Below are 23905 nucleotides of genomic sequence, written 5' to 3' on the forward strand. Positions count from 1 at the left end.
GGCAGCCGGGTCCCTGCGTGGCGACGCAGCCGACACGAAAGGGCCGTTCCCCTGGTAAGCGCGGGGCAGCCGGGTCCCCTGCGTGGCGACGCAGTCGACACGAGAGGGCCTGCCCCGCGCGCTACATCAGGCGCCCGATGATCTTGGTCTTGGCCCAGTTGTAGGGAGGATAGACCGCCTGCAGGGTGTCGATCACCGCGGTCTTGGAGAGCACCGGGCGCATCTGGCTGAGCCGCTCAAAGCCGTGCCGGCCGTGGTAGGAGCCCATGCCGGAGGCCCCCACGCCGCCGAACGGCAGCCCCGGCACGGCCGCGTGGGCGTTGCAGATGTTGTGCCCGATCCCGCCGGCGCGCACCTGGTCCTCGAAGGCGGACTGCAGGCGCGGGTTCTCGCTGAACAGGTACGCGGCCAGCGGGGTGGGGCGGGCGTTGATGAAGCGCACCGCCTCGTCGAAGCTGTTGACCTGGATGACCGGCAGGATGGGGCCGAAAATCTCCTCCCGCATCACCAGGCTCTCCGGAGCGACGTCCACGAGGATGGTCGGTTCGATGAACCGGGTTGCGGGATCGAATCCCCCGCCGTGGGCCACGGTGCCCTCGTCCAGGTAGGAAACGAGCCGGTCGAAGTGGTTCTGGTCCACGATCCGGCCGTAGTCCCGGCTCTTCGCGGCGTCCTTGCCGTAGAAGGAGGTGATCGCCTTGGAGAGGTGCTTGAGCACGGCCTCTCCGGAGGAGCCGACGGCCAGCAGGTAGTCGGGAGCGGTGCACGTCTGTCCGGCGTTCATGAACTTGCCGTAGGCGATGCGCCGGGCGACCGAGGCGTGGCTTCCGTCGATGACGACCGCCGGGGACTTGCCGCCCAGCTCCAGGGTGGTGGGGGTCAACTGGCGGGCGGCGGCCTCGGCCACGGCCCGGCCGCCACGCTCCCCGCCGGTGTAGAAGATATGGTCCCAGCGCTGCTCCAGCAGCGCCTTGGAGGCCTCCATCCCCCCTTCGACGACTGCATAGGCGCGCTGGTCCAGGAACAGCGGCAGCAGCCTGGCCACCAGGCCGGAGCAGGCCGGGGCCAGCTCGGAGGGCTTGAGCACGGCGCAGTTGCCGGAGGCGATGGCGGCGACCAGCGGCGCCAGCAGGAGCAGCACCGGGTAGTTCCACGGTCCGATGATGAGCACCAGCCCCAGCGGCTGCGGTTCGACCTTGGCGACGGCGGGCTGCAGGGCCAGCGGCACCCGCACGTGCTTGGCTTCCATCCATTCGCTCAGGTACAGCTGCGCGTAGTCGATCTCGCCCCGGAACAGGTCCAGCTCCGTCAGGCCCGCCTCCAGGGCGGACTTGCCCAGGTCGGTGGCCAGCGCGTCGAGGAAATCCTGCCGGTGGGAGTCGATCATCCGCTCCAGCGCCTTCAGCTGGGAGGCGCGGAACCGGCGGGTGTGGGCCAGCCGGGAGTCGGCGCCGCCGCGCAGGTGGGCCGCCACTTCCTCGATGTGCTTTTCCACCGTCAGCGGCCCGCCCGTCTCGACTCCCGCGGCGGGCAGCCGTTCGGGTTCGTCGGAAGCGGCGCCGGTCGGGAAGATGCTCATGGGTTGAGACCCTACTGGCAGCGCGCGGCGGCTGTCACGGCGGGTCACTTCCGGGTCGACTTAGGGTCGCTATCGGGTCACCTCCGGGCCCCGAGCGAAACCCGAATCTCTCTTGCGCAGATGGCTGGAATGCCTGTGGTGAAACAGCCATTTGGGCCAGAGCGTTTGCGCGGAGCGGGCACGGGCAGCGCCGCCCTCTCATGCCGATCGACGGAAACGTCCCGGCTCCACGGCCCCACGCTCCCGAGCCGTCACCAAATACCGCCCGATCCTTGCCACGGCGCCCCGGAACCCCTCTGCCGCATCGCTGGAGTCGAACACCATGGACCGCCATCCCGCCTCCACGAACGCTTCGTTGCGCCGGTTGTCCTTGACCTTCCGCGGCCAGAAGCGGTGCGGGACACCGTCGTACTGGAGAGCCAGGCGGTATTCCTCGTATCCCAGGTCCGCGGTGAAGGAGTACGGGTCCGCGGGGTCCAGCGGGACCTGAAGCCGGGGTTCCGGAAGGCCGTGCGCCAGGATCGCCAAGCGCAGCTCGGTTTCCTTGGCGGAGTCGGAGCCTACCCGCATGAGTTCGATGGCGGCCCGAGCCAACCGCACCCCGGGAAGGTTGGGGTGCCGGCCGACCAGTTCGGCGAGCCCCTCGCGGGTGGCGTAGGGGTCGCTGCGCCCCTCGAAGCGCCGCCGCGGAATCCTGATCAGCTGGTCACCGATCGCCACCAACTCGCCCAGTTCCAGGTAACGGGCCAAATCCAGCCAGGTCCGGGACTTGGTCGTCAGGGCGAAGCCGTTCCAGCAGGCCACCTCGCCGTCCGCCACCATCAAGGTGTGGCCCACCACCCCGGGACGGCGCACCGGGGCGGTTCCCCGTTCGCGGCTCAGGTGCAGCAGTGCTTCCCTTTCGATGCGGGAGGGCAGCCAGAGCCTTTGGACCGTTCCCGCGGTGTGGTGCGACACCCATGCGCCGGGGAGCGCCTGCGTGAGGGCTCGCAGCCGGAGAAAGAGGTCCAGCTCCGCTGCCCGCTCGCGGTAAATTCCGTGGGCCACCCGCTCCAAGTCCCCCGCCCGGAGGCGATGGCGCGGCACCCCGAGCACCGCCGCCTCGGCCGAGGTGAACTCCCGGCCACGCAGTTCCTCCGGCAACGGCTTGGGCGTCCTCACGGAACCCATTCTTGCGGTCCAACCACCCCGCACCTCAGTTATCCACAGGCCAAGGCACGATTCGGCGGGATCGGAAAACCATCTGTCTCATATGGCTGAAATGGCTCGCGGATTCCAGCCATTTGCGCAAGACGGTTTCGAGACCCGCGCAGGCGAGCAAAGACCCTAGCCGCGGAGCCGAACCGCCCGGCGGGACAGGTCCCGCCCCTGACGACCCGCGAGGCCACAGAGTTGGGCCGCAGCGCGCCGCCGGGATAGGCTCGCCGACAGTGACACGGGGTGTCCTGGCCCACACGGCCCGGACTGAGATGAGACCCGTACGCACCTGATCTAGCTAGCACTAGCGGAGGGATGTCGCTGATGGATTCCATTGCGCCTTCACACCTGTCCATGCCCGTTTCCGGCCCCGTTTCCGCGGAGGACCTGGGCGAAATCCTGGCCCGGCTGCGCACCACCCAGCCGCTGGTCCAGTGCCTGACCAACGCGGTGGTCACCAACTTCACGGCCAACGTCCTGCTGGCGCTGGGGGCGGCCCCGGCCATGGTGGACGTGCCGGTGGAGGCCGGCGAGTTCGCCCGCATCGCCTCCGGCGTCCTGATCAACCTCGGCACGCCCCACGGCGAGCAGCGCGCGGCGATGATCGAGGCCGCACGCGCCGCCAACGACCTCGGCACCCCGTGGGTCCTGGATCCGGTCGCCGTCGGGGCGCTCACCGTGCGCACCGCGTTCGCCGGGCTGGTCACCGAACTGCGGCCCGCCGTCGTGCGCGGCAACGCCTCCGAGGTGATCGCGCTCGCCGGCACCGGCGCGGGCGGACGCGGCGTGGACGCGACCGACGACGTCGAGTCGGCCCGGGACGCGGCCCTGGCCCTGGCGGCGCGCACCGGCGGGACGGTGGCCGTGTCCGGGCCGGTCGACCTGGTGCTCGACGCCGAACGCTCCGTGCGCGTGCACGGCGGCAGCGCCCTGCTCACCCAGGTCACCGGCGGGGGCTGCTCCCTGGGCGCCGTCACCGCGGCGTTCGCCGCAGCGGCCGGGGACCCGTTCGCCGGGGCCGTGGCCGCCCACGCGATGTACGCGGTGGCCTCCGAGGCGGCCGCGGAACGCAGCTCCGGACCGGGCACGTTCGCGCCCGCTTTCCTGGACGCCCTGGCCTCCACCACCCCGGAGGACCTCGCGGCGAAGGCGGTGCTCCGGTGAACCGGTTCGGGCACGAAAACCTCGACCTGTCCGTCTACCTGGTCGCGGACTGGGCCAGCACGGCCGGGCGGCCGCTGTGGCAGATCGTGGCCGCGGCCGTCGAGGGCGGCGCCACCACGGTCCAGCTGCGCTGCAAGGACGTTCCCGCCCGGGACTTCCTCGCCGACGTGCTCGCCTGCGCCCAGCACACCGCGGGACGGGCGGCGCTGCTGGTGAACGACCGCGTGGACGTGTACCTGGCGGCCCGCGCCGCCGGAGCCCCCGTGGACGGGGTGCACATCGGGCAGTCGGACCTGCCGGCGGACGCGGTGCGGGGGCTGATCGGCCCGGACGCGATCCTGGGGCTCAGCGCCAGCCGCCCGGAGGACCTGGCCTCCCTGGCCCGCTACCCGGAAGGCACCGTGAGCTACCTCGGCACCGGGGCCGTGCGCCCCACCCCCACCAAGAAGGACCACCCGGAGCCGCTGGGCTTTGCCGGGTTCGCCGCCTTCGCCGCAGCGGCTCCGCTGCCGTGCGTGGCGATCGGCGGGATCGGCCACGGCGACGCCGCCGAGGCCCGGGCCTCCGGGGCTGCCGGCATGGCCGTGGTGCGGGCGATCTGCGCCGCCGCGGATCCGGCCGAGGCCACCCGGTCCCTGGTGCGCGAGTGGGCGGAGGCCGGCGCATGAGCGGGCTCCCCGGCGCCGGCCCGCAGGCTCCCCGCGTCCCGAACGTCCCCGCTGTCCCCAATGTTCTGAGCATCGCCGGCTCCGATCCCTCCGGGGGCGCCGGCATCCAGGCGGACCTGAAGTCGATCGCCGCCTGCGGCGGCTACGGGATGGCGGCGATCACCGCGCTGACCGCGCAGAACACCCGCGGCGTCAGCGGCGTGCACGTCCCGCCGGCCGCGTTCCTGACGGAGCAGCTCGAGGCCGTCGCCGCCGACGTGCGGCTGGACGCGGTGAAGATCGGCATGCTCGCGAACGTGGAGGTCGTCCACGCGGTGGGCGCCTGGCTGGAGGAGCTGCGCGCGGGCGGCGCTGCCGCCGGGACCGACGACGGCGCGCGGCTGCCCGCCGTCGTGCTGGACCCGGTGCTGGTCGCCACCAGCGGGGACCGGCTCTCCGAGTCCGGGTCCGTGGCGGCGCTGCGCCAGTTGCTGCCGCTGGCGGACCTGGTCACCCCGAACCTCGCCGAACTGGCCGCACTGCGCGGCCGGCCGGTCGCCACCGGCTGGGCGGAGGCGCTGGAGCAGGCCCGTGAACTCTCCGCCGGGTACGGCGTGCTGGTGCTGGCCAAGGGCGGGCACCTGGCCGGGAAGGACTGCCCGGACGCGCTGGTGGGACCGGACGGGGTGCTGCTGGAGGTTCCCGGCGTGCGTGTGGACACCCCCAACACGCACGGGACCGGATGCTCGCTCTCCAGCGCCCTGGCGACGCTGTTCGCGCGCACCGGGGACTGGGCGCGGGCGCTGGTGCTGGCCAAGGCGTGGCTGCGCGGGGCGCTGGAGGCGTCGGGGCAGCTGGAGGTCGGCGGCGGGCACGGGCCGGTGCACCACTTCGCGGCGCTGTGGTCCGGGGGCGGGGTGCCCCGCGAAGAGGCCTCCCTGGGCAGCTGGTGGGACGGGATCGCCGACCTGCGCGCGTCCATCGACGGGCTGGGCTTCATCCGCGAGCTGCGGGACGGGACCCTGGCGCGGGCGGACTTCGAGCACTACCTGGCGCAGGACGCCCTGTACCTGCAGACGTACGGGCGGACGCTCTCCCAGGCCTCCGCGCTGGCGCCGGATCTGGCCGCGCAGCGGTTCTGGGCCGAAAGCGCCCACGGCTGCATGGTCAGCGAGCTGACGCTGCACCAGGGACGGCTGGAGCTGGCCGACGGAGCGCTGCCGGCGGTGGCGCCGTCCGCCACGACCACCGGGTACCTGAACCACCTGCAGGCGGCGGCCGCGTCCGGCTCCTACCCGGTGCTTGCGGCCGCGCTGCTGCCCTGCTTCTGGCTCTACCAGGACATCGGGACGCGGCTGGCGGCGGCGAACCGGCCGGACCACCCCTACGCCGACTGGCTGGCCATGTACTCCTCCCTCGAGTTCGACGAGGCCACCCGCCGGGCGATCGGCTGGGTCCAGGCCGCAGCGGACACCGCCCGGCCGGCGGAGCTGGAGGCCATGCGCACCGCGTTCCGCGAGTCCTCCCGGTGGGAACTGGAGTTCTTCGACCAGCGCGCCCCGCAGGCCAGCCCGCGGGCGCGGGAATCCGCGGGGGTTGCCGCGGACCTGTAGCGGGCCGGCGGCCTTTCGACGAAGGAAACGCCGTCGTGGTTGCGTTTCGCCAAAGATTGTTGGCCGGTCCCCACCCCAAAACCCGCAACGACCTTTGGCGAAACGCAGGGGGCGCGCAACAACCCTCGGCGAAACGCGCGGGCTCCCCCGAGCGGGGCGCCCGCCGATGTGGGCCACGCCACCGGCCCCTCCGCACGGACGGGGCACGGAGTAGGATGCTCCCCGGGTACTGGCCGGGTGCGTGGACGGCCGCCCCGTCCCCCGCGCGCCGCGACGCGCCCTTCCTTTCGCGAAAGGCCTCCATGAGCAACCCCCTCGGCTTCGGCTGGAAGATCCACGGCGACGGCAAGACGATCCGCCCCGGCACGGTCGTCGCCCCCGACGAGCGGCTGCACTGGCCGCAAACCGTCGGCGTCGGCATCCAGCACGTCATGGCGATGTTCGGCGCCACCGTCCTGGTCCCCGCCCTGACCGGTTTCCCGGCCACCACCACCCTGCTGTTCTCAGGCCTCGGCACGCTGCTGTTCCTGATGATCACCGCCGGCCGGGTGCCCAGCTACCTCGGATCCTCCTTCGCGTTCCTGGCCCCGGTCGGCGCCGCCACCGCCGCCCACGGCATGTCCGGGGCGCTCGGAGGCATCCTGGTCACCGGCGTGGCGTTGTTCGTGGTGGGCCTGATCGTCCAGAAGTCCGGCGTGGGCTGGATCCACGCGCTGATGCCGCCGGTGGTGATGGGCACCATCGTCGCGCTGATCGGCCTGAACCTGGCCTCCGCGACGGCGCCGGCCATGCACGAGGTCCCGCTGACCACCTTCGCCACCGTGGGCGCCGTCGTGGTCTCCGCCGTGCTGTTCAAGGGCCTGCTCGGCCGCCTGTCCATCCTGGTGGGCATCGTGGTGGGCTACCTGGTGGCGCTGGCGCAGGGCCAGGTGGACTTCGCCCCGGTCTTCGAGGCCGGCTGGCTGGGCGCCCCGACCTTCACCCTGCCGACCTTCCACGCGGACGTGCTGCCGCTGTTCCTGCCCGTGGTGTTCGTGCTGATCGCCGAGAACATCGGCCACGTCAAGACCGTGGCACTGATGACCCGCCGGGACCTTGACCACGTCAACGGCCGCGCCCTGATGGCCGACGGCGCCGCCACCATCCTCGCGGGTGCCGGCGGCGGCTCCGGCACCACCACGTACGCGGAGAACATCGGCGTCATGGCCTCCTCCCGCGTGTACTCCACGGCGGCCTATTGGGTCGCCGGAACCGTGGCGATCCTGCTGGCGTTCCTGCCGAAGTTCGGCGCGCTGATCAACACCATCCCGCTGGGCGTTTCCGGCGGCGCGGGGATCGTGCTCTACGGCATGATCGGCATCATGGGTGCGCGCCTGTGGGTGCAGAACAGGGTCGACTTCTCCAACCCGATCAACCTGATGACCGCCGGATCCGGCCTGATCGTGGCGATCGCCCTGATCGTGCCGCTGGATTTCGGCGGCCTGCAGTTCGGCGGCATCGCGATGGGCACGGCGGTCACCCTGATCGTCTTCCACCTGATGCGCACCATCGCCCGCGCCCGGGGCACCGAGCCGACCGAATCGCCGGAGGACGAGGGCGCCGCGCCCTCCAAGCTGGGCTGACCCCCGGGATGACGCACCATACGACGGCGGCGCCCGCCGGCTGATTACAAGGCCTGGGCACCGCCGTCGTTTTGCGTCTTCGGGCCAAGTCACGCGCACAATTCGGCTCCGCACCGTCTCCAAGCGAGCAAAATCCCGGCGGGACTGCCCGGAAGCGAGCAAAATCCGCGGGGTTCTCCGGGCCTTAGGATGGGGGCGTGGCGGAGTGGAACCAGGAATGGGCAACCGACGGATGGATGGCCGAGGTCCAGGAGTGGGTCTCGATGGTCCTCGACTCCTACGAAATCGCCCAGCACGGCCCGCTTGAACCCGGCAGGGCCCGGCTCTGGGCCACGCGCGTCACCGTCAACACCGACCACGGACGCCTCTACTTCAAGGCCAACAACCCCGGCCAGATCTCCGAGGCCGCCGTCACGGCCACCGCGGCCAAGCTCGCCCCGGACCAACTGGTGATGCCGCTGGCGATCGAGCCCCTGCGCGGCTGGATGCTCTCCCCCGATTACGGCGACACGCTGGCCACTCTCGCGGCGACCGACTACCAGCTCTGGGCGCGGATCGTGCGCGACTTCGCCCGCGTCCAGCACGAACTGCTGCCGTTCGGGGACACGCTCTTCGACCACGGCCTGCTGCAGCTGGACCCGGCGTGGCTGCCGTCCCACATCGACGAGCAGCTGCTGCTGCACGCCTCGATGCCCCCGCAGCACCCGCTGCACCTTCCCGAACGCGACGCCGAAGAACTGCACCGCGGCCTGGGCGCGGTCCGTGAGATGTGCGCGGCGCTGGCCGCCGGACCGGTCCCGCTGAGCCTGGTCCACCATGAGCTGACCCGGACCCACACCTTCATCCCGGCGGCGCCGGACGAGCCGCTGCGCTTCCTCAGCCTCTCCGGCGCCTACTGGGCGCACCCGTTCTCGGTGCTGGGCCCGCCGCTGCGGGAAATGTGCAAGCTGTTCCGCACCACCGGCGAGGATGCCCGCGTGCGCCGCGTCGTCGCCGCGTACCTGGAGCAGTGGGCCGAGTACGGCACCGTGGAGGAACTGCGCCCGCTGGTGGAGCCGGCCCTGCGCGCGGGGCGGATGCAGGAACACGGCATCTGGATGCGCATCCTCTCCGGGGCCTCCGACGCCGACGTGGAGCGCTACGCGCCAGAGGCGCTGGCCCCCTTGGCCGGGCTGGTCCGGCCGGGGCTTGATTAAGGCGGGACTTGACTAGGGTCGGGCCGGATCAGGTCCGGGCTGGATCGGGGCAGGACCGGACCCCGAGTGGCCGGCTCCTAGCCCGGCAGCCGGTCCCTAGCGGGGCGGCCGCTGCGGCCAGTGCCCGCGCTCGGCCATGACCTGGGCCAGCAGGTCCGCCCGGTCCGCCATCAGGCCGTCGACGCCCAAATCCAGCAGCCTGCGCATCTGGTCCGGGTCGTTGACCACCCAGACGTGCACGTGCAGCCCGCGCCGGTGCGCCCGGCGCAGGAAACCCGCCGTGACCACGGGAACCGGGCCCTTGCGCTCCGGCACCTGGAGCGCATCGGTGGCACGCAGCAGCGGGCCGATCCCGCCCGTCAGCCCCACCGGGCCCAGCAGCGTCGCCAGGGCTACCGTGGAGACGGATGCGCCCAAGGCGGTCGGCCGGGCCAGCGCCCGCCGGGCGGCAGCGAGCCGGCGCGCGGAGAAGGAGCTCACCAGCACCCTCTCGTGCGCTCCCGCGGCATCGATGTGCCGGGCCAGCAGTTCGGCCCCCGCGAAATCCTTGACGTCCACGTTCAGGCGGATGTCCGGCCATTCGTCTAGCAGTTCCGCGAACGTCGGAATGGACCCGCGTCCGGCAACGCGCAACCGGCGCAGCTCGGCGTAGGTCTGGTCGGCGATCCGCCCGATGCCGTCCGTGACCCGGTCCACGCGCTCGTCGTGGAAAACCACCAGGACGCCGTCCCGGGTGGTGCGGACGTCCGTTTCGAGGTAGCGGTACCCCAGGCCGACGGCGGCGCGGAACGCGGCCATCGTGTTTTCGTCGCCGTCCGGGGCGAAGCCGCGGTGGGCGAACGCCAACGGCCGTCCGGCCGGTACACCGCCGTCGGTATGATCGTGCAGGTACATGGCCCCGCGATCGCGCGCGCCGTTCACCCTCCCGATTTTACCGAGATTGCGCGAAATAGGTCCCGTCCGTTAGGGCGGGGAGTATGTCAACGCTGCAAGGAGATGCCTCCATGGATCCCGTGCTCGCCCGCGGCCTGCCCTCCCCGGACCCGGCGGAGAACCTGGCCACCCTCCGGGGCTGGGCGGCCGCCGCGGCCGCCAGGGGATCCACGCTGCTGGCCACCCCGGAACTGTTCTGCTCTGCGTCCAGCACGACGCCGGGCGGCTGGCTGCGCGCGCAGCTGGCCTATATTGCCAAGAAGGAATGTATCGCCTTGGCTGCCTCCACGCCGGAGCAGGACGGTGACCTGACGTATGTCTCGGCAAGCATGTGGAACGCGCGGGGGTCCCTGGTGGCCCACGTGCGCAAGGTGCGGCCGTCCGCCGCGCAACTGGACGCGGGCTTCTCCGGCTGGGACGGGCCTCCCCCGCCGGTGGACATGCGGGGACTGCTGCACCCGGCCCGGCATCCGGAAGCGGGGACCTGGGCGCTGTCCGTGGGCGAGGATGCGCATATCCCCGAACTGCGCAGCCACTGGGCCAGGTCCGGCGCGCGGATGGTTTTGAGGCTGCTTCCGGCCGCCACCGTGCTGGAGCCCCTCGAGGCGGCGGGCGCGTGGGCCCCGACGCGCACGGGCGTCCCGTTTCCGCAGGCGGGGCCCCTCCCCGAACCCCTGCTGAACCCGTTGCCCCTCCGGTTTGCCGGCTGGTCCGCCTGGCAGGACGGGCTGGGGCAGCAGGACGGCGTCGCCGGTGAGGCCGGTGCATCCCGCGGCCGCGGTTCGTGACGGCACCGGTTCGTGACGGCGCCGGGAGGCCCGCCGGCGCCTGAAGGCCATAAGCGTCGTGGGGGCCGCCTCGGGAGCGCTCCGGCTAGATGCCGAGCAGCTCCTCGATGATCCGGGCGACGCCGTCCTCCTCCACGCTGCGGGCCACCGCGAAGGCCGCCGCCAGGGCGAGCGGGTGGCCCGAACCCATCGCGTAGCCGCGGCCGGCCCAGGCCAGCATCTCGACGTCGTTGGGCATGTCCCCGAAGGCGGCGACATCCTCGGCCGCGATGCCCAGTTCGGCGGCGTACGCCTCCAGCGCCACGGACTTGTTGACCCCCGGATGGGCCATCTCCAGCAGCGAGACGTTGTTGGTGGAATGCGTTACCGAGAGCAGGCTGCCCACGGCAGGGGTGACCTCCCGGAAGAACTCGTCAGGGGTCAGGATGTGGGACTTGGCCAGGAACTTCACCACGCCCTCGGTGCGCAGCAGCCGGTGGTCCAGCGGGCCGGGGACCACAGAGTCGATCAGCGGGCCCTCCGGGTCGCGCAGGAAATCGGATTCCAGGTGGAGGCCGTGCAGGGTTTCGGCGGCGAAGCGGGCACCGGGCTCAAGCTCGAGGATGATCCGGCGGACCTCCTGGAGCGCGGCGATGTCGACGGTCTGCGACTTGAGGATCCGGCCGGCCTCGAGGTCGTAGACCAGGGCCCCGTTGGAGCAGATCACGGTGCCGAGGTGCCCGAAGGCCGCGCGGACGGACTCCAGCCAGCGGAACGGCCGGCCGGTCACGAAGACCACTTCGATCCCGGATTCGCGGGCGGCACGGAACGCCTTCACCGTGCGGTCGGAGATGGTCCCGTCCGCACGAATGACGGTCCCGTCGAGGTCGCTCGCAATCAATCGCACCCCTGAATTGTACGGGGGTCCGCTGAAAACCACCCGGGAGCCGTGCCCCGGGGGCCTGCTACTGGTCGGGGATCTCGTGGCGGGAGGGCGGGTTGGCCCCCGCACGGGAAACCGTCACCGCTGCGGCACGGGCGGCGTGGGCGAGGATCTCGGCCAGTTGGCCGGAACTCAACCGGTGCAGTTCCTCGCGCCGCGCGGCACCGACCAGTTCACGGTCCACCAGCGCGGAGAGCAGCGCGGCCATAAAGGAATCTCCCGCTCCCACGGTGTCAACCACGTCGACGACCGGCGCCTCGGCGCGGGCGGGGCCGCTGGCCACCAGGCCCCAAGGGCCGCGGGAGCCGTACGTCGCCACGACCATGGCCGGCCCCAGGTCCAGCCAGGCCCGCGCGCTCTCCTCGACCGTGCGCTCCGGGTAGAGCCACTCGAGGTCGCTGTCGCTGGCCCGCACCACGTCGCTGAGCTCGACGAAGCGTTCGACCTGCGCGACCGCCGCGTCATGGTCGCTCATGAAGGCCGGGCGGATGTTCGGGTCGAAGGCGATGGTGGCGTGCGGACGGGCACGGCGCACGGCGTCGAGGACGGTGCTCGCCCCGGGTTCGAGGATCGCCGCGATGGAGCCGGTGTGGACCAGTTGGGCGTCGTCGAGGGCACGCCCGCGCACTGCGCCGAACCCTGACAGGTCCCAGACCAGGTCGAACTCGTAGGTGGCCGCGCCGACCGGATCGAGGTGTCCGCGGGCGGTGCTGGTGGGGTGGGAGTCCGGGGCCAGGACCTCAAGGACGCCGTTGGAGCGCAGGTGTTCGTGGATCATCCGGCCGTATTCGTCATCGCCGTACCGGCCGACGAAGGTCACCGGGTGGCCCAGCCGGGCCAGGCCCACTGCCACGTTCATCGGGCTGCCGCCCACATAGGTTTCGGGTGCTGAAATGCCGCCCGAGATTACATCCACAAGGGCTTCACCAATGACTGCCAGCACTCCACAAACCTTTACCTAGGCGTTGACGCGGTTGCGCCAAATATACCCCCTAGGAGGCGGGCATCCATGCCCCAAGGTCCCTCCCACCACGCAAGACCGGCGAAAGGCCGCGGAATTTTGGTGGGTCCCCGGCGGGGTTCAGCGGCCCGGGAAAACCGGCGTCTGCTTCGCGACGAACGCCTGCCGGCCCACCATGCTGTCCTCGGTTCCGAAGGCCTCGCGGAAGCTGCGCACCTCTTCGTCAAGCCCGTCCTCCAGGCCCAGGTCGGCAATGGAGTTCAGGGCCCGCTTGGCGTTGGCGACGGCGGTCGGGGCCTTTCCGGCGATCTCGGCGAGGGTCGCCCTGGCGCCGTCCAGCAGCGCCGGCACGTCGGCAAAGACGGCATTGACCAGGCCGATCCGGTGCGCCTCGGCGGCCGTGATGCGCCGTCCGGTGTAGATCAGTTCGCGGGCCATGCCGATCCCGACGCGGCGCTGGAGGCGGACGGACCCGCCGAACCCGGGAACCAGGCCCAAGGCGACCTCCGGCTGTCCGAAGCTGGCGTTCGCGGACGCGTAGATGAAGTCGCAGGCCAGGGCCAGTTCGCAGCCGCCGCCGAGCGCGAAGCCGTTCACCGCGGCGATGACCGGCACCGGCAGCGCCTCCAGCCGCAGGGTCACCTGGTGCATCCGCCGCCCGTAGGCCTCGGCCGCGTCCGGGTCCATCGCGGACATCTCCACGATGTCCGCCCCGGCCACGAAGGACTTTTCCCCCGCCCCGGTCAGCACGACGCCACGCACCGGCCAGCCCTCGGCGAGCCCGGCCAGCACCCCGGTGAGGTCCCAGAGGTCATCCACGACCTGGCCGGCGAGCGCGTTGAGGGCGGCCGGGCGGTCCACCGTCACCAGCAGCACGTCCCCGTCCTGTTCCACGCGCAGGGTCTTGTACGTGCCCCAGTCCATGTCGGCTCCTTTGCGGATCGGAAATTCGGAGGTTCTGCGCACCAGCATGCCACCGATGCGGCACGGACCACGGCGGCGCGCCTGCCCGGGGTGGTGGTGCCGCCCGGTGGACTGATCAGGCAGGCGGACCGGTCAGGCCCGCCGGGGCGGGAACTGGCGGAACTTGCGGAACTGGTTCAGCAAGGTCAGGGCCAGGTACAGCAGCCGGCGCGGGTGGCGTTCGGCCTTGTAGAGCAGCGGGTTGGAGACCTTCTTCTCCGTGATCAGGCGCAGCGCCTTGGATCCCACCGGGCCGCGGGCGTGCCGGCGCAGCAGCGGCAGCGGCAGCACCGTGTACAGCCACTCGGTGCGCAGCACCTCGATCCCCTCCAGCCCCTCCGCCCCCGCCAGGCCCTGGCTCAGCCACGCGCCCGAGGGGGCGGCCCGGTTCGGCCGCGCGCCGGCGTCGTACTCCTCGCCGAGGTATTCGCGCACGTAGAACCGCGCCGCGTTGCTGCCGGCGGCGGTGAGGTAGTAGTGGTTGCGGCCCAGCCGGGGGTTCAGTTCGAAGAACTTCACGACGCCGTCGCGCGGGTCCAGCTTCGCGTCGAACATCCCGAACCCGGTCCACCCCAGGTGGTCCAGGATGCGCCGGCCCTGCGCGATCACATCCGGATCCACCGCGGTGACGATGCCCGCGGAGTTGCCCAGCACCAGCGGCGCGTGTTCCTCCACCACCACCTCGCCGTAGGCGGCGAAGCGGACCTTGCCGTCCCCGCCGCTGAAGAAGGTGCACAGGCGCATGTTGGTGTCGCCGCCGGGCACCAGTTCCTGCAGGATGAACGCCTCGCGGTAGTTGGAGCCGGAGATCCGGCCCAGCAGGTCCGCGAGGTCGGAGCGGTCGGTGAGCGTGTGGATCTTCTGCTTGCCGGGGAACTTGGCGTGCACCCAGGCGGAACTGTCCGCCGGCTTGCCGATCAGCGGGAACGGGAGGTCCTCGGGCATCTGCCAGCCGCCGGCCGCGTAGGCGGCCATGTCCACGGCCAGGGTCCGCGGGTGGGGCACCCCCAGCTCCGTGCACAGGGCGTAGAAGTTCTGCTTCAGCGCCGCCTGCTCCATCTTTTCCAGGGGCACGTAGGGGATCGTGTACCACTGCTCCAGGTCCGCGCGGCGGCGGGCCAGCAGCATGACCTGCAGGTCCAGCGAGCCGCAGAGCAGCAGCGGGCGCGGGTTGGCGCCGTCGGCCGTCAGTTCGCGGGCGATCTCCTGCAGGTGGGCGACCACGGCGTCGTCGTCCACCATGGTGCCGGCGGGGCGCACGTTGATGGCCACGGAGTGCTCCAGCACGCCGTTGGACGCGGCCGGGACGGCGACGCTGACGGCGCCGTACGCCTCGTGGAATTCCCGCGCCAGGGAGTAGGTTCCGATGTCGCCGCCAAGAATGACGGGCACGAAGGGTTGGGTCTCGGGAACACGCATGTATCCCAAATTACCGGTTTTGGGCACGACGCCGGGTGGCCGGGCCGGGCGGCGCCGTTCCGTTCCGGTTTGTCTTGCGGTTTGTGCCGGGCCGTGGGCTGGGGCATGATGCGGCGTGGATGATGCGCCCCGCCGGGGGCGCACCGGGAAGCAGGCGCATGTTCGAGGTCAAGGCAGAGACAGTGGTGCGGCGGCCGCGGGCGGAGGTCGCGGCCTTCTGCGCCGACCCGGAGAACGATCCGCGCTGGCGCAACGGGTTGGCCACCGTCCGCAACATCAGCCCGGGCCGGATGGCGGCCGGATCCCTCTTCGAGGTGGGGGGACGGATCCTGGGCAGGACGCGGGCCTGCACCTACCAGGTCATCGCGCACGATCCGGGCCGGCGGCTGGTGGTGCGCACCGGGACCCCGTTTCCGCTGGAGACCACGTACCTGTGGGAGGGCGAGGGGCCCGAGGCCACCCGGCTGGTGCTGCGCACCACGGGGCATCCGCGCGGGCTGGCCCGGCTCACCGCCGCGGCGAAGGGCCGGGCGCTGCGGCGGGAGATGGTGAAGGACCTGCGCCGGCTGGCCATCGTGCTGGAGTTCGGCGGAGCCGCCGGGTAGCAGCGGCGGCCAGAAGACGCGGCGGGGTCAAGGAGCGGCGGCAATTTCGCCCAAGGAAACCGCCCACCCCCTGCGTTTCGCCAAAGGTTGATGTCGCCTTTGCCCCTCCAATCCCGCATCTACCTTTGGTGAAACGCAGGAGCGGAGCAGGAAGCTTTGGCGAAAGCGCGCCGGGCGGGGGCGGTCAGCGCTTTCCGCGCTTGGCGCCGCCGGACTTCCCGGGCTTGCCCGGCTTGCCTCGGGAACCCTTCGCGCCCGGTTTCTGGGACTTCTGGCTGGTTTTGGCATCGGAGGCCTGGCGCTTTTTCCGCGCCGCGGCGGCATCGACCTGCTGGCGCTCCTGCACGGAGGGCTGGCGCGAGGAGTTGGCGGCACGCCCGCGGACGATCCCGATGAACTCCTCGATCTCCGGGTTCTCCGGGTCGTCCCCCTGCGGCCTGGCCCACGCCAGGCCGATGCGGGTGCTCGGCGCCCCCTCCAGGACCCGGTAGACGACATCCTTGCGCTGGTACAGGCGGGCCACCGACATCGGGACCACCAGCAGGCCGGCACCGGCGCCGACCACCTCCAGCGCCATCTTCGCGCCGCCGGCCTCCGCGTAGTCGGCCAGGTCCAGGAAAGAGGCATCGGCCAGGTCCGCCAGCGGAACGGCGTCGTCGTAGAGCTCGACGTCGTGCTCCTTGGGCGCGCAGACCACCGGGAGCTCCTCGTAGAGGGGGATCACGTGGGTGGCCGCGTTGGCGGGGGAGGCGCCGTCGGGGAAGCGCACGAACACCATGTCCGCGTCGCCGGAAGCGATCAGCCCCAGCGGATCCTCTCCCTCGTACACGGAGGCCTCCAAGGGGCGCTCCGGATAGCGGTCGCGCCAACGGTCCAGCCATTTGCCCGGCGTGACGCCCGGGACAAAGGCGATCTTGAGTCTTGCCACCGTCCCAGCCTACCGGCCGGGAGGGTCGGGCCGCCCAAGCGGCTACCGGTACGCTTGAAGGCATGACGCAGAAGACCCCGCAGACCATGAAGCCGGCGACGGCCGCCAAGAAGCTCGGCATCTACCTTCCCGCCGCGCCTGCGGAGTTCCAGGAAAACCCGGTGTCCCGCGACGCCCTCAACGAGCTGCTGACCAACCCGCCGCAGTGGCTGCAGGACCTGCGCGAGAACGGCCCGCACCCGCGCCCCGTGGTGGCCCAGAAGCTGAACGTCTCCATTTCCGGGCTGGCCCGCGGGGGCATCACCGAGGCGCTGACCACTGCGGAGATCGAAGCCCTGATGGCCGACCGTCCGGAGTGGCTGCAGGCCGAGCGCGCCTCCATGGCCGCGGTCCGCGTTGAGGAGAAGCGCGTCAAGGACCAGCAGGCCAAGGAGAAGCAGCCCAAGGCATAGCCAGCGAAGGCGCAGCCCGGCGGGCGCAACACCGCCGCGGCCGATTCGGCGCCGGGCCGGGGCATGGGAGAGACTGTGGCCCATGCTCCACCCGCACCGCCTGTGGCTGCCCGCCGCCCTGTCCCTGACCCTGGTGGGTTGGGGAGCCAACCAGTTCGCCTCCCTGCTGGCGCTGTACCGGCAGGACTACGGCTTCTCCGAGCTCGCCGTGACCGGGATGCTCGGCATCTACGTGGCGGGCCTGGTCCCCGCCCTGCTGCTCGGCGGCCCGTTCTCCGACGCCGCCGGGCGCAAGCGAATCGCGCTGTGGGCCATTGCCCTGTCCGTCGTGGCCAGCGCCGCGATGCTCTTCGGTACCCTCAGCCCGCTCCCGCTGTACGCCGGCCGCCTGCTGGCCGGCGTAGCGACCGGCATGGCGATGGCCGCCACCACCAGCTGGATCAAGGAACTCTCGCAGCCTCCGTGGGAGGAACACGCCCAGATCGGGGCGGGGGCCCGGCGGGCCGCCCTGTTCTCCGCGGGCGGCTTCTGGCTCGGCCCCGTGGCCGCCGGCCTGCTCGCGAACTGGGCGCCCGCCCCGGAGACGCTGCCCTACCTGGTGCACATTGCGCTGTGCATCCCGATGGTTCTGATCGCGCTGCGCCTGCCGGAGACCCGCGCCCGCGGCGAACGCGTCGGGCTGCGCGCCCGGCTGGTCGCCCCCTCCGGGGCGCATCCGCGGTTCCGCCGGGTGATCGCCCCGGCGGCGCCGTGGGCGTTCGGTTCCGGGACCATCGGCTTCGCGGTGGTCCCGGCGCTGCTGACCAACCTCGGCGACGCCCGCCTGCTCTACACCACGGCCGCGGTGGCCCTGACACTCGGCGCCGGCGTGCTGATCCAGCCGCTAGCCCGCCGCGTGGACGATCCCGGCTCCGCCCGGGCCATCCTCACCGCCCTGGGCACCTCCGTTGCCGGCCTGGTGCTGGCGCTGGTGGCTGGACTGGCGCTGAATCCGTGGCTCGCGCTGCTCGCCTCCACGGTGCTGGGCGCGGGGTACGGGCTGATGCTGGTCTCGGGCCTGCTCGAAACCCAGCGCCTCGCCCCGCCCGCCGAGCTCGGCGCCCTGACCGGGTACTACTACACCCTGGCCTACATCGGATTCCTGGCCCCGACCGTCATTGCGTTCTTCGCGCAGTGGTTTCCGACGCTGTCCCTGGTCATCGTCGCGCTGCTGCTGTGCCTGGCCTCGGTGGCCAGCGTCGCCCTGAATTCGCGCAAGCACCTTCCGGTGGCGGCCCTGTCCGCCTGAGCCCTGCCTGCATGAGCCCCGGTCTGCATGAGCAGAGCACGACGGCGGGGGCCGGTTCCGTGCGGAACCGGCCCCCGCCGTCGTGCCGCGCGCGGCTAGGAGGTCTTGACGATCAGGACGTCGCAGGGGGCGTTGTGCGCCACCGAGCTGGCGACGCTGCCGAGCACGCGACCCAAGCCCTTCATGCCGACGTTTCCGACCACGATCATCTGGGCGCCGGCGCGCTCGGCCTCCTCGACCAGCGCCTCCTGCGGCTTGCCCTTGGAGGCGACCGCGGTGATGTCCAGCCCCGGGAAGTCCTGGCGCAGCCGCTCGGCGGAGTGTTCCGCGAGCTTGAGCGCCTGCTCGGCGTCGTCCATGACCCACGTGTCGTTGCCGATGCGCACGACCTCCGTGTTGCCGGTCGCGTGGGCGGTCACGACCGCCAGCCCCACGCCGAGCCCCTGGGCGATGCTTGCCGCGCGCCGCGCGGCCTTCTGGGCGGTTTCGCTGCCGTCGACCCCGACGAGCACGGTTCCTGCCATGGTTGCCTCCTGTGTTGGTGGTGCGGACGGGTCCGCGATTACTTGACCTTGTCCTTGAGGAACGCTACCGCGCGTTCCCACGCCAGCTTCGCAGCCTCGGGCTTGTAGTTGCCCGCCGGATTTTCATCGTTGTGGAACGCATGCCCGGCATCGTAGTAGAAGTACTCGACCTCGGCGCCGGACTCGCGGCGGATCTGCCGCTCCTGCTTGCGCGCCTCGGCGACCGGGTAGCCCCTGTCATGCTCACCGTAGTGGCCCTGGATGGCCGCCTTGACGTGGGTGAACGAGTTGGGAACGGCCTGTCCGACGCCGTAGAACGGCACCGCCGCGGCGAGCTTGTCCCCCTGCTGCTCGGCGAGCGCCAGCACAAAGCCGCCGCCCATGCAGAACCCGATGGTGCCGAGCCGTTCGCTGGTGACGGCATCCAGCCCCAGCAGGTAGTCCACGGCACCGGCCAGCAGGCGGGCGCCCTCCTCCGCGGGCAGCTGGGACATCATCTTGGCGGCCTCCGCGCCATCGTGCGTGATCCAGCCGCCGAAGAGGTCCGGGGCCAGCGCGACGAAGCCCTGCGCGGCCAGGCGGTCGGCGACGTCGCGGATGTGGTCCGCGATCCCCCACCACTCCTGGACGACGATCACGCCCGGGCCGGAACCGGATTCGGGCAGCGCCAAATAGCCGTGGGCTTCCCCTTCGGCCGAGGGGAAGGTGACGTTCTGGTGCGGGGTCTTCAACGGCATGGTCGTACCCTCCTGGGTGACTGCGTCCGCGTCTGCTTCCGGACGTACGGGTTTTCCGTAGGCAAGTCTAGGGGCCGAGGGGCCCCGGCCGAGCGAAGCGAGGGTGGGGAGGCGCCGACGACGCTAGCGCGCGGGGCCCCGAAGGCTACCGGCGCCAGCGCAGGCGGTTTTCCGTGCTGCTGGTCTTGCAGGTGTAGGCCACACCCGATGCGGAGCGGCCCTTCTTGCCCTTGTCGGCGGCCTTGCAGAAGGCCCCGGGGGTGACGGTTCCGGAGACGGTCCCGGACGTGGAGCCGCCCGGGGTGGCCGTAGAGGTCTTGCTGGCCGGCTTGATCGGGGTGACCTTGGCGGCCTTCTGGTTGGGGCAGGAGGCCAGCACCCGGGACATCGCGACCTTCTCCGCCCCGGTGACGGACAGCGCGTATTTCCGTTTGACGCTGATCTGGGTGGCCACGTATTGGCAGCGGAAGGCCTTGTTCTTGGGCAGCCATTCGGCGGCGTTGGACGAGCCCTTGGCCCGGTTCGCGGAGGAGTCCGCCGCAACCAGATTCAGCGGGTCGTTGGCCAGCTTCAGTCTCTGTGCCTTGGAGAGCTGCTGGGCGCCGGAGATCCAGGCGTTCTGCAGGGCGACCACGTGGTCGATGTCCACCGACCCGGTGCCGGTCCGCCAGCGGATGGTCCGGCCGGTGTAGCGGTCGTGGAGCGTGCCGGAGGCCACCCAACACTTCTTCGTGTCGGAGAACCTCACCTTGGACATGTCGCGGGAGAGGGTGTCCTGGCGCTCGTTGCACTTGTCGCCGTCGAAGTCCTTCCAGCCGTTGCCGAACTTGGCGTTGCGGCTGTAGCCGGTCCCGGCGGCCTTGCCCTTGACCTTCAGGGACTTCAGCACCGAGGTGGCCTTGGGCCCGTTGAGCTTCGGTCCCGGACGCACCGCCGAACTGCCGGTGGCGGCCGGAATCGCCACGGCCGGAACCCCCACGGGTGCCGCCGTCACGGGGTGCGCGGACCACGCGGCGCCGACGGCGGGCCCCGCTCCTCCCGCGGTCAGGCCCGCCACCGCGGCCAGTGCCGCGGCGGCGGCGATCAGACGGGCTTTTACGCCGTTCCGTCCCATGGTGCTTCTCCCCCTGCTGTTCTTCCCTGGGCCGGAATCCTGGGCATTCTCTTGCCTGCAGGCCGGACCAGAGGCCCACGCTACAGGCAAGAGGGACTGGTCAGGCGGATGTTCCGGATTGCCGGGGCGGCTGGATGGCCGGGAACCGGCTGGGGCTTCTTCGGGCAGGGCAGGGCGGCGCCCGCCCCTGCCGTCTGGTCCTCCGGACCCGGCCGCGCCCTACTTCCCCTGACCCGGTGCCGATCCTCGTGGGATGATGGTTGAAAGGACCCGCGTTGGGGCGTGTCCTGCGGGTTTCGACGTCGGCTGCCTCCGGGCGGGGCCGCCGCTAGCGAGGAGCTGGGCCCATGACCGAGGCACCCCATGCGCCCAAGCTGCCCGAGGGCTTCGCTTGGGATTCACCGCTGGGCCGGTCCCTGCTTCACGCCGGCGCCGAGCTCGGCGTCGACCGGCGCGACATCGCGATGTGGCTGCGCTACGGCAGGGCCACCACACTGCCCCCGCCCCACCGCCCTGCGGCCTTCCTCCACCGCCCCGAGCTGGTGATCGAGGCGTTCCACGGGCACTTCGGGATCGTGTGGTAGCGGACGCCACTGAAAGACGCCCGCGAGGCCGAGGTCAGCGCGCGGCGTGGTCGAACAGCACCGTGTCGGTGAATTGCTCAAAGGAGACGGCCTTGCCGTCTTCGACCCGCCAGACGTGCGCGACCCGGGCGTCGACGAACTTGCCGGTCTTCCGGTGCGTGGCGGTGTAGTTGCCAAGGCCAACCACAACGTTCCCGGCCTCGTGCAGTTCCCGCACAACGCACGTGTAGTTGTCCCATTCGGCGGCGAGGCGCGCGAAGACGTTCTCGAACACCTCCCGGGGGCCGATGTAGGTGCCCGCGCAGGGAAACCCCTCCATCTCGGTCCATCGGATGTCCTCGGCCAAGGGGGCCAGCATCCCGGCCATGTCGCCACGGTCGTTCGCGTCGTAATGGGCCTTCACCACTTCCAAAGCGCGCATTGGCGTTCCTTCCTTTCCATGTTTGGTTCTTCTAGCGGGGCGCGGCGGGCCGCACCAGGACAAAGGCCAGCACCGAGGCGGCCACCGCCCCCAGGCCGATCGTGGCCGCCATCGTCAGCGCCGTGGCGCCGCCCAGGGAGGCCAGCGGGGCGACCACGGGACCGACGGCGAACGACGCCGTCCCGAACACGGCGGCGGCCGTTCCGGCACGCGCGCCGTGCCCTTCCAGCGCCAGGGTGGTTGCGTTCGGACTACTGATGCCGGTGGCCATGAGGTACAGCGACAGGAAGCCGAGAAACAGGAACGGCGAGCCGTTCGTCACGGCCGCCACAAGCAGCGCCGCTGCCGCCACGCCGACGGCCGCCTGGCCGGCCAGGTAGGTGCGGCCGGTCCCCCATCTGGCCACCAGCACGCGGCTGACCTGCGCCCCGGCCATGTTCGCCAGGGCGTTGAGCGCGAACACGGCACTGAAGAGCTGGGGCGTGAAGCCGAACTGGTTCTGCACCACGAAGCTGGACATGGACAGGTAGGCGAAGAAGCCGATGCCGCCCAGGGCGGAGATGCACAGAAGGGACACGAAGAGGCGGTCGCGCAGGACGTGGGCGAACTGTCCCGCCATGGCCCTGGCGCCGCCGGCGGAACGCCGGCCGGCGGGCAGGGTCTCCGGCAGGCGCCAGGCCGCCGCCACCAGCAGTACGCCGGCCACGGCCAGGACCCAGAAGATGCCGCGCCAATCCATGACACGCGCCAGCTGGCCGCCGGCCACGGGGGCCAGCACCGGCGCCGAGGCGCTGACAAGGGCCAGCAGCGACAGCACCCGGGACAGTTGGGCGCCGCTGAACAGGTCGCGGGCCACGGCAAAGGCCACGACGACGCCGGCGGCGCCGCAGAGCCCCTGCAGGGCACGGGCCGCCAGCAGCACTTCGATAGTGGGGGCCAGGGCGCACACCGCGGACAGGAGCGCGAACAGGGCGACCCCGCAGATGAGGGGGACCCTGCGGCCCCACCTGTCGCTGAGCGGGCCGACGACCAGTTGCCCCAGCCCGAGCCCGAGCATGCACACGCTCATCGTGGCTTGGGCGAGCGCATCCGTGGTCCCCAGCGTCGCGGCCAGCTGCGGCAGCGCCGGCAGGTACAGGTCCATCGACAGCGGGCCGAAGGTGTCCAGCAGGCCCAGCAGGAGAACGGTCCGGAAGGTCCCCACCGGCCTGGCCACGGTGGCCCGCTGGGTCATCCCGACCCCTCCGCAAGCCCCAGCGTGCGGCGCAGCCAGCTCTCCCGGTTCGCGTTGGCGTTGACGGAGACCCTGGCCGCGGGGCTGGATCCGGAGAACCCGTGGTACGCCCCGGCGTAGACATGCAGCTCGGCGCTGCCGCCCGTGGCCCAGATGCGCGACGCGTACTCGACCGCCTCGTCCCGGAACACCTCCGCGGCACCCACCTCAACGAGGGCCGGGGGCAGGCCGGACAGGTCCCGGGCGCGGCTGGGGGCGCAGTACGCCGGGACGTCCCGCTGCCACAGCGGGCCGAGCAGGGCGTTCCAGCCGGCGTCGTTGTTGTTCCGGTCCCACGCTCCGGTGCCGTCGTACTGCCGGGCGGAGACCGAGGAGTTGCGGTCATCGACCATGGGGCAGTTCAGCAACTGCCCGGCCAGCCGCGGGCCGTTCCGGTCCCGGGCCATGAGGGCCACGGCGGCGGCGAGCCCGCCGCCCGCGCTGGCCCCGGACACCAGGATCCGGGTGGGGTCGATGCCCAGCTCGGGGGCGTGCGAGGCCATCCAGCACAGGGCCGCGTAGCAGTCCTCCGCGGGGGCCGGGCCGCGGTGCTCGGGCGCCAGCCGGTATTCCACGGAGACCCCTACCGTGCCGTACCGCTCGGCCCACTCGATCAGTTCGGGGGTGCCGAAGAAGCGGTTCCCCAGCACCATGCCGCCGCCGTGGATCCCCAGGACGGCCGGCGCTCCGCCCGGGGGACGCGTGCCGGCAGGGGTCGCGCCGCGGGTGGGAAAGACGACGGTGACCGTCACGTCCGGGGACCCCGGAGGGCCGGGGACGGCGTAGTCCCGGCAGGCAACGGCCCTGCCGCTGGCCTGCTCATCCAGGGACGGGATAAGCGCCGCGATGTGCTCGCGGCTGGCCGTGATCGTCTCGGCGCGCAGGGGAAAGGGCTCGAACGCGGCGATGAACGCTTCCAGGCCCGGAACCAGTTCCGGGTCGTACGGGACGGGGGCTGACTGGGGCATGCGGGCC

At 71.7% G+C, this 23905-nt stretch carries 24 protein-coding genes; 10 read left to right on the plus strand and 14 right to left on the minus strand.

Annotated features, from left to right (window positions below):
• Window positions 1-121: 121 nt before the first annotated feature.
• Both ABD912_RS18710 and ABD912_RS18715 read right to left on the minus strand, forming a co-directional pair.
• Entirely contained in the window at window positions 122-1579 is a 1458-nt protein-coding gene (locus tag ABD912_RS18710) for an aldehyde dehydrogenase family protein (protein WP_345153245.1), read from the minus strand.
• A gap of 198 nt (window positions 1580-1777) precedes the next feature.
• Window positions 1778-2740: a type IV toxin-antitoxin system AbiEi family antitoxin domain-containing protein gene (locus ABD912_RS18715; protein ID WP_345153247.1), complete on the minus strand. Its 963-nt coding sequence runs from the start codon at window positions 2738-2740 to the stop codon at window positions 1778-1780.
• 360 nt (window positions 2741-3100) lie between these two features.
• Here ABD912_RS18715 and thiM point away from each other — a divergent pair, with 360 nt between their 5' ends.
• The 5 genes from thiM to ABD912_RS18740 all read left to right on the plus strand — a co-directional run bounded on the left by thiM (window position 3101) and on the right by ABD912_RS18740 (window position 9018).
• Complete coding sequence (thiM, locus tag ABD912_RS18720) at window positions 3101-3940, plus strand: hydroxyethylthiazole kinase (RefSeq protein WP_425548108.1); 840 nt, start codon at window positions 3101-3103, stop codon at window positions 3938-3940.
• Window positions 3937-4608, plus strand: coding sequence for a thiamine phosphate synthase (thiE, locus tag ABD912_RS18725; RefSeq protein ID WP_345153249.1), 672 nt, complete (start codon window positions 3937-3939; stop codon window positions 4606-4608). Before thiM ends, thiE begins: the two co-directional genes overlap by 4 nt.
• On the plus strand, window positions 4605-6200 hold the full coding sequence (gene thiD, locus ABD912_RS18730; protein ID WP_345153250.1) for a bifunctional hydroxymethylpyrimidine kinase/phosphomethylpyrimidine kinase: 1596 nt from the start codon (window positions 4605-4607) through the stop codon (window positions 6198-6200). Before thiE ends, thiD begins: the two co-directional genes overlap by 4 nt.
• A gap of 302 nt (window positions 6201-6502) precedes the next feature.
• Window positions 6503-7822: a uracil-xanthine permease family protein gene (locus ABD912_RS18735; protein WP_345153252.1), complete on the plus strand. Its 1320-nt coding sequence runs from the start codon at window positions 6503-6505 to the stop codon at window positions 7820-7822.
• A gap of 197 nt (window positions 7823-8019) precedes the next feature.
• Window positions 8020-9018, plus strand: a complete 999-nt coding sequence (locus ABD912_RS18740; RefSeq protein WP_345153254.1) for a hypothetical protein — start codon at window positions 8020-8022, stop codon at window positions 9016-9018.
• Window positions 9019-9114: 96 nt separating this feature from the next.
• Here the strand turns inward: ABD912_RS18740 and ABD912_RS18745 are convergent, their stop codons facing one another.
• Window positions 9115-9939, minus strand: a complete 825-nt coding sequence (locus ABD912_RS18745) for a glycerophosphodiester phosphodiesterase (RefSeq protein WP_345153256.1) — start codon at window positions 9937-9939, stop codon at window positions 9115-9117.
• Between the two features lie 83 nt (window positions 9940-10022).
• On the opposite strand from ABD912_RS18745, the gene ABD912_RS18750 reads away from it, so the two are divergent.
• Entirely contained in the window at window positions 10023-10739 is a 717-nt protein-coding gene (locus ABD912_RS18750) for a nitrilase-related carbon-nitrogen hydrolase (protein ID WP_345153258.1), read from the plus strand.
• Window positions 10740-10824: 85 nt separating this feature from the next.
• Here the strand turns inward: ABD912_RS18750 and ABD912_RS18755 are convergent, their stop codons facing one another.
• The 4 genes from ABD912_RS18755 to ABD912_RS18770 form a co-directional block, all read right to left on the minus strand.
• Window positions 10825-11625 (minus strand): HAD family hydrolase, encoded by an 801-nt coding sequence (locus ABD912_RS18755; protein ID WP_345153260.1) that lies wholly within the window; start codon window positions 11623-11625, stop codon window positions 10825-10827.
• A 58-nt stretch (window positions 11626-11683) separates the two neighbouring features.
• Window positions 11684-12604: a carbohydrate kinase family protein gene (locus ABD912_RS18760; protein WP_345153261.1), complete on the minus strand. Its 921-nt coding sequence runs from the start codon at window positions 12602-12604 to the stop codon at window positions 11684-11686.
• 138 nt (window positions 12605-12742) lie between these two features.
• Window positions 12743-13546 carry an enoyl-CoA hydratase/isomerase family protein gene (locus tag ABD912_RS18765; RefSeq protein ID WP_345153262.1) on the minus strand — a complete coding sequence of 268 codons (804 nt, stop codon included), beginning with the start codon at window positions 13544-13546 and terminating at the stop codon, window positions 12743-12745.
• A gap of 132 nt (window positions 13547-13678) precedes the next feature.
• The gene (locus tag ABD912_RS18770) at window positions 13679-15004 is read right to left on the minus strand and encodes a carboxylate--amine ligase (RefSeq protein ID WP_345153263.1); all 1326 of its coding nucleotides are present in this window, start codon (window positions 15002-15004) and stop codon (window positions 13679-13681) included.
• Window positions 15005-15162: 158 nt separating this feature from the next.
• Here ABD912_RS18770 and ABD912_RS18775 point away from each other — a divergent pair, with 158 nt between their 5' ends.
• On the plus strand, window positions 15163-15609 hold the full coding sequence (locus ABD912_RS18775) for an SRPBCC family protein (RefSeq protein WP_345153264.1): 447 nt from the start codon (window positions 15163-15165) through the stop codon (window positions 15607-15609).
• A gap of 184 nt (window positions 15610-15793) precedes the next feature.
• On the opposite strand, the gene ABD912_RS18780 is transcribed toward ABD912_RS18775, so the two are convergent.
• On the minus strand, window positions 15794-16537 hold the full coding sequence (locus ABD912_RS18780) for a substrate-binding domain-containing protein (protein WP_345153267.1): 744 nt from the start codon (window positions 16535-16537) through the stop codon (window positions 15794-15796).
• A 62-nt stretch (window positions 16538-16599) separates the two neighbouring features.
• Here ABD912_RS18780 and ABD912_RS18785 point away from each other — a divergent pair, with 62 nt between their 5' ends.
• Both ABD912_RS18785 and ABD912_RS18790 read left to right on the plus strand, forming a co-directional pair.
• On the plus strand, window positions 16600-16989 hold the full coding sequence (locus tag ABD912_RS18785; protein WP_345153269.1) for a DUF5997 family protein: 390 nt from the start codon (window positions 16600-16602) through the stop codon (window positions 16987-16989).
• An 82-nt stretch (window positions 16990-17071) separates the two neighbouring features.
• Window positions 17072-18277 carry an MFS transporter gene (locus ABD912_RS18790; RefSeq protein WP_345153271.1) on the plus strand — a complete coding sequence of 402 codons (1206 nt, stop codon included), beginning with the start codon at window positions 17072-17074 and terminating at the stop codon, window positions 18275-18277.
• Between the two features lie 95 nt (window positions 18278-18372).
• On the opposite strand, the gene ABD912_RS18795 is transcribed toward ABD912_RS18790, so the two are convergent.
• The 3 genes from ABD912_RS18795 to ABD912_RS18805 all read right to left on the minus strand — a co-directional run bounded on the left by ABD912_RS18795 (window position 18373) and on the right by ABD912_RS18805 (window position 20652).
• Complete coding sequence (locus ABD912_RS18795; protein ID WP_345153273.1) at window positions 18373-18801, minus strand: universal stress protein; 429 nt, start codon at window positions 18799-18801, stop codon at window positions 18373-18375.
• Window positions 18802-18839: 38 nt separating this feature from the next.
• Complete coding sequence (locus ABD912_RS18800; RefSeq protein ID WP_345153275.1) at window positions 18840-19538, minus strand: dienelactone hydrolase family protein; 699 nt, start codon at window positions 19536-19538, stop codon at window positions 18840-18842.
• 145 nt (window positions 19539-19683) lie between these two features.
• A complete protein-coding gene (locus ABD912_RS18805; RefSeq protein ID WP_345153276.1) occupies window positions 19684-20652 on the minus strand; it encodes an HNH endonuclease family protein in 969 nt (322 codons plus the stop codon).
• A 347-nt stretch (window positions 20653-20999) separates the two neighbouring features.
• Here ABD912_RS18805 and ABD912_RS18810 point away from each other — a divergent pair, with 347 nt between their 5' ends.
• On the plus strand, window positions 21000-21236 hold the full coding sequence (locus tag ABD912_RS18810; protein ID WP_345153277.1) for a hypothetical protein: 237 nt from the start codon (window positions 21000-21002) through the stop codon (window positions 21234-21236).
• 34 nt (window positions 21237-21270) lie between these two features.
• Here the strand turns inward: ABD912_RS18810 and ABD912_RS18815 are convergent, their stop codons facing one another.
• Genes ABD912_RS18815 through ABD912_RS18825 form a run of 3 tightly spaced genes read right to left on the minus strand, consistent with a single transcriptional unit; the run spans window position 21271 to window position 23898 of the window.
• On the minus strand, window positions 21271-21657 hold the full coding sequence (locus ABD912_RS18815) for a nuclear transport factor 2 family protein (RefSeq protein WP_345153278.1): 387 nt from the start codon (window positions 21655-21657) through the stop codon (window positions 21271-21273).
• 31 nt (window positions 21658-21688) lie between these two features.
• Window positions 21689-22891 (minus strand): multidrug effflux MFS transporter, encoded by a 1203-nt coding sequence (locus ABD912_RS18820; protein ID WP_345153279.1) that lies wholly within the window; start codon window positions 22889-22891, stop codon window positions 21689-21691.
• Window positions 22888-23898, minus strand: a complete 1011-nt coding sequence (locus ABD912_RS18825) for an alpha/beta hydrolase (RefSeq protein ID WP_345153280.1) — start codon at window positions 23896-23898, stop codon at window positions 22888-22890. Before ABD912_RS18825 ends, ABD912_RS18820 begins: the two co-directional genes overlap by 4 nt.
• Window positions 23899-23905 lie beyond the last annotated feature (7 nt).

It is taken from the genome of Arthrobacter ginkgonis (genome assembly GCF_039540195.1).
GTDB classification, from domain to species: Bacteria; Actinomycetota; Actinomycetes; order Actinomycetales; family Micrococcaceae; genus Zafaria; species Zafaria ginkgonis.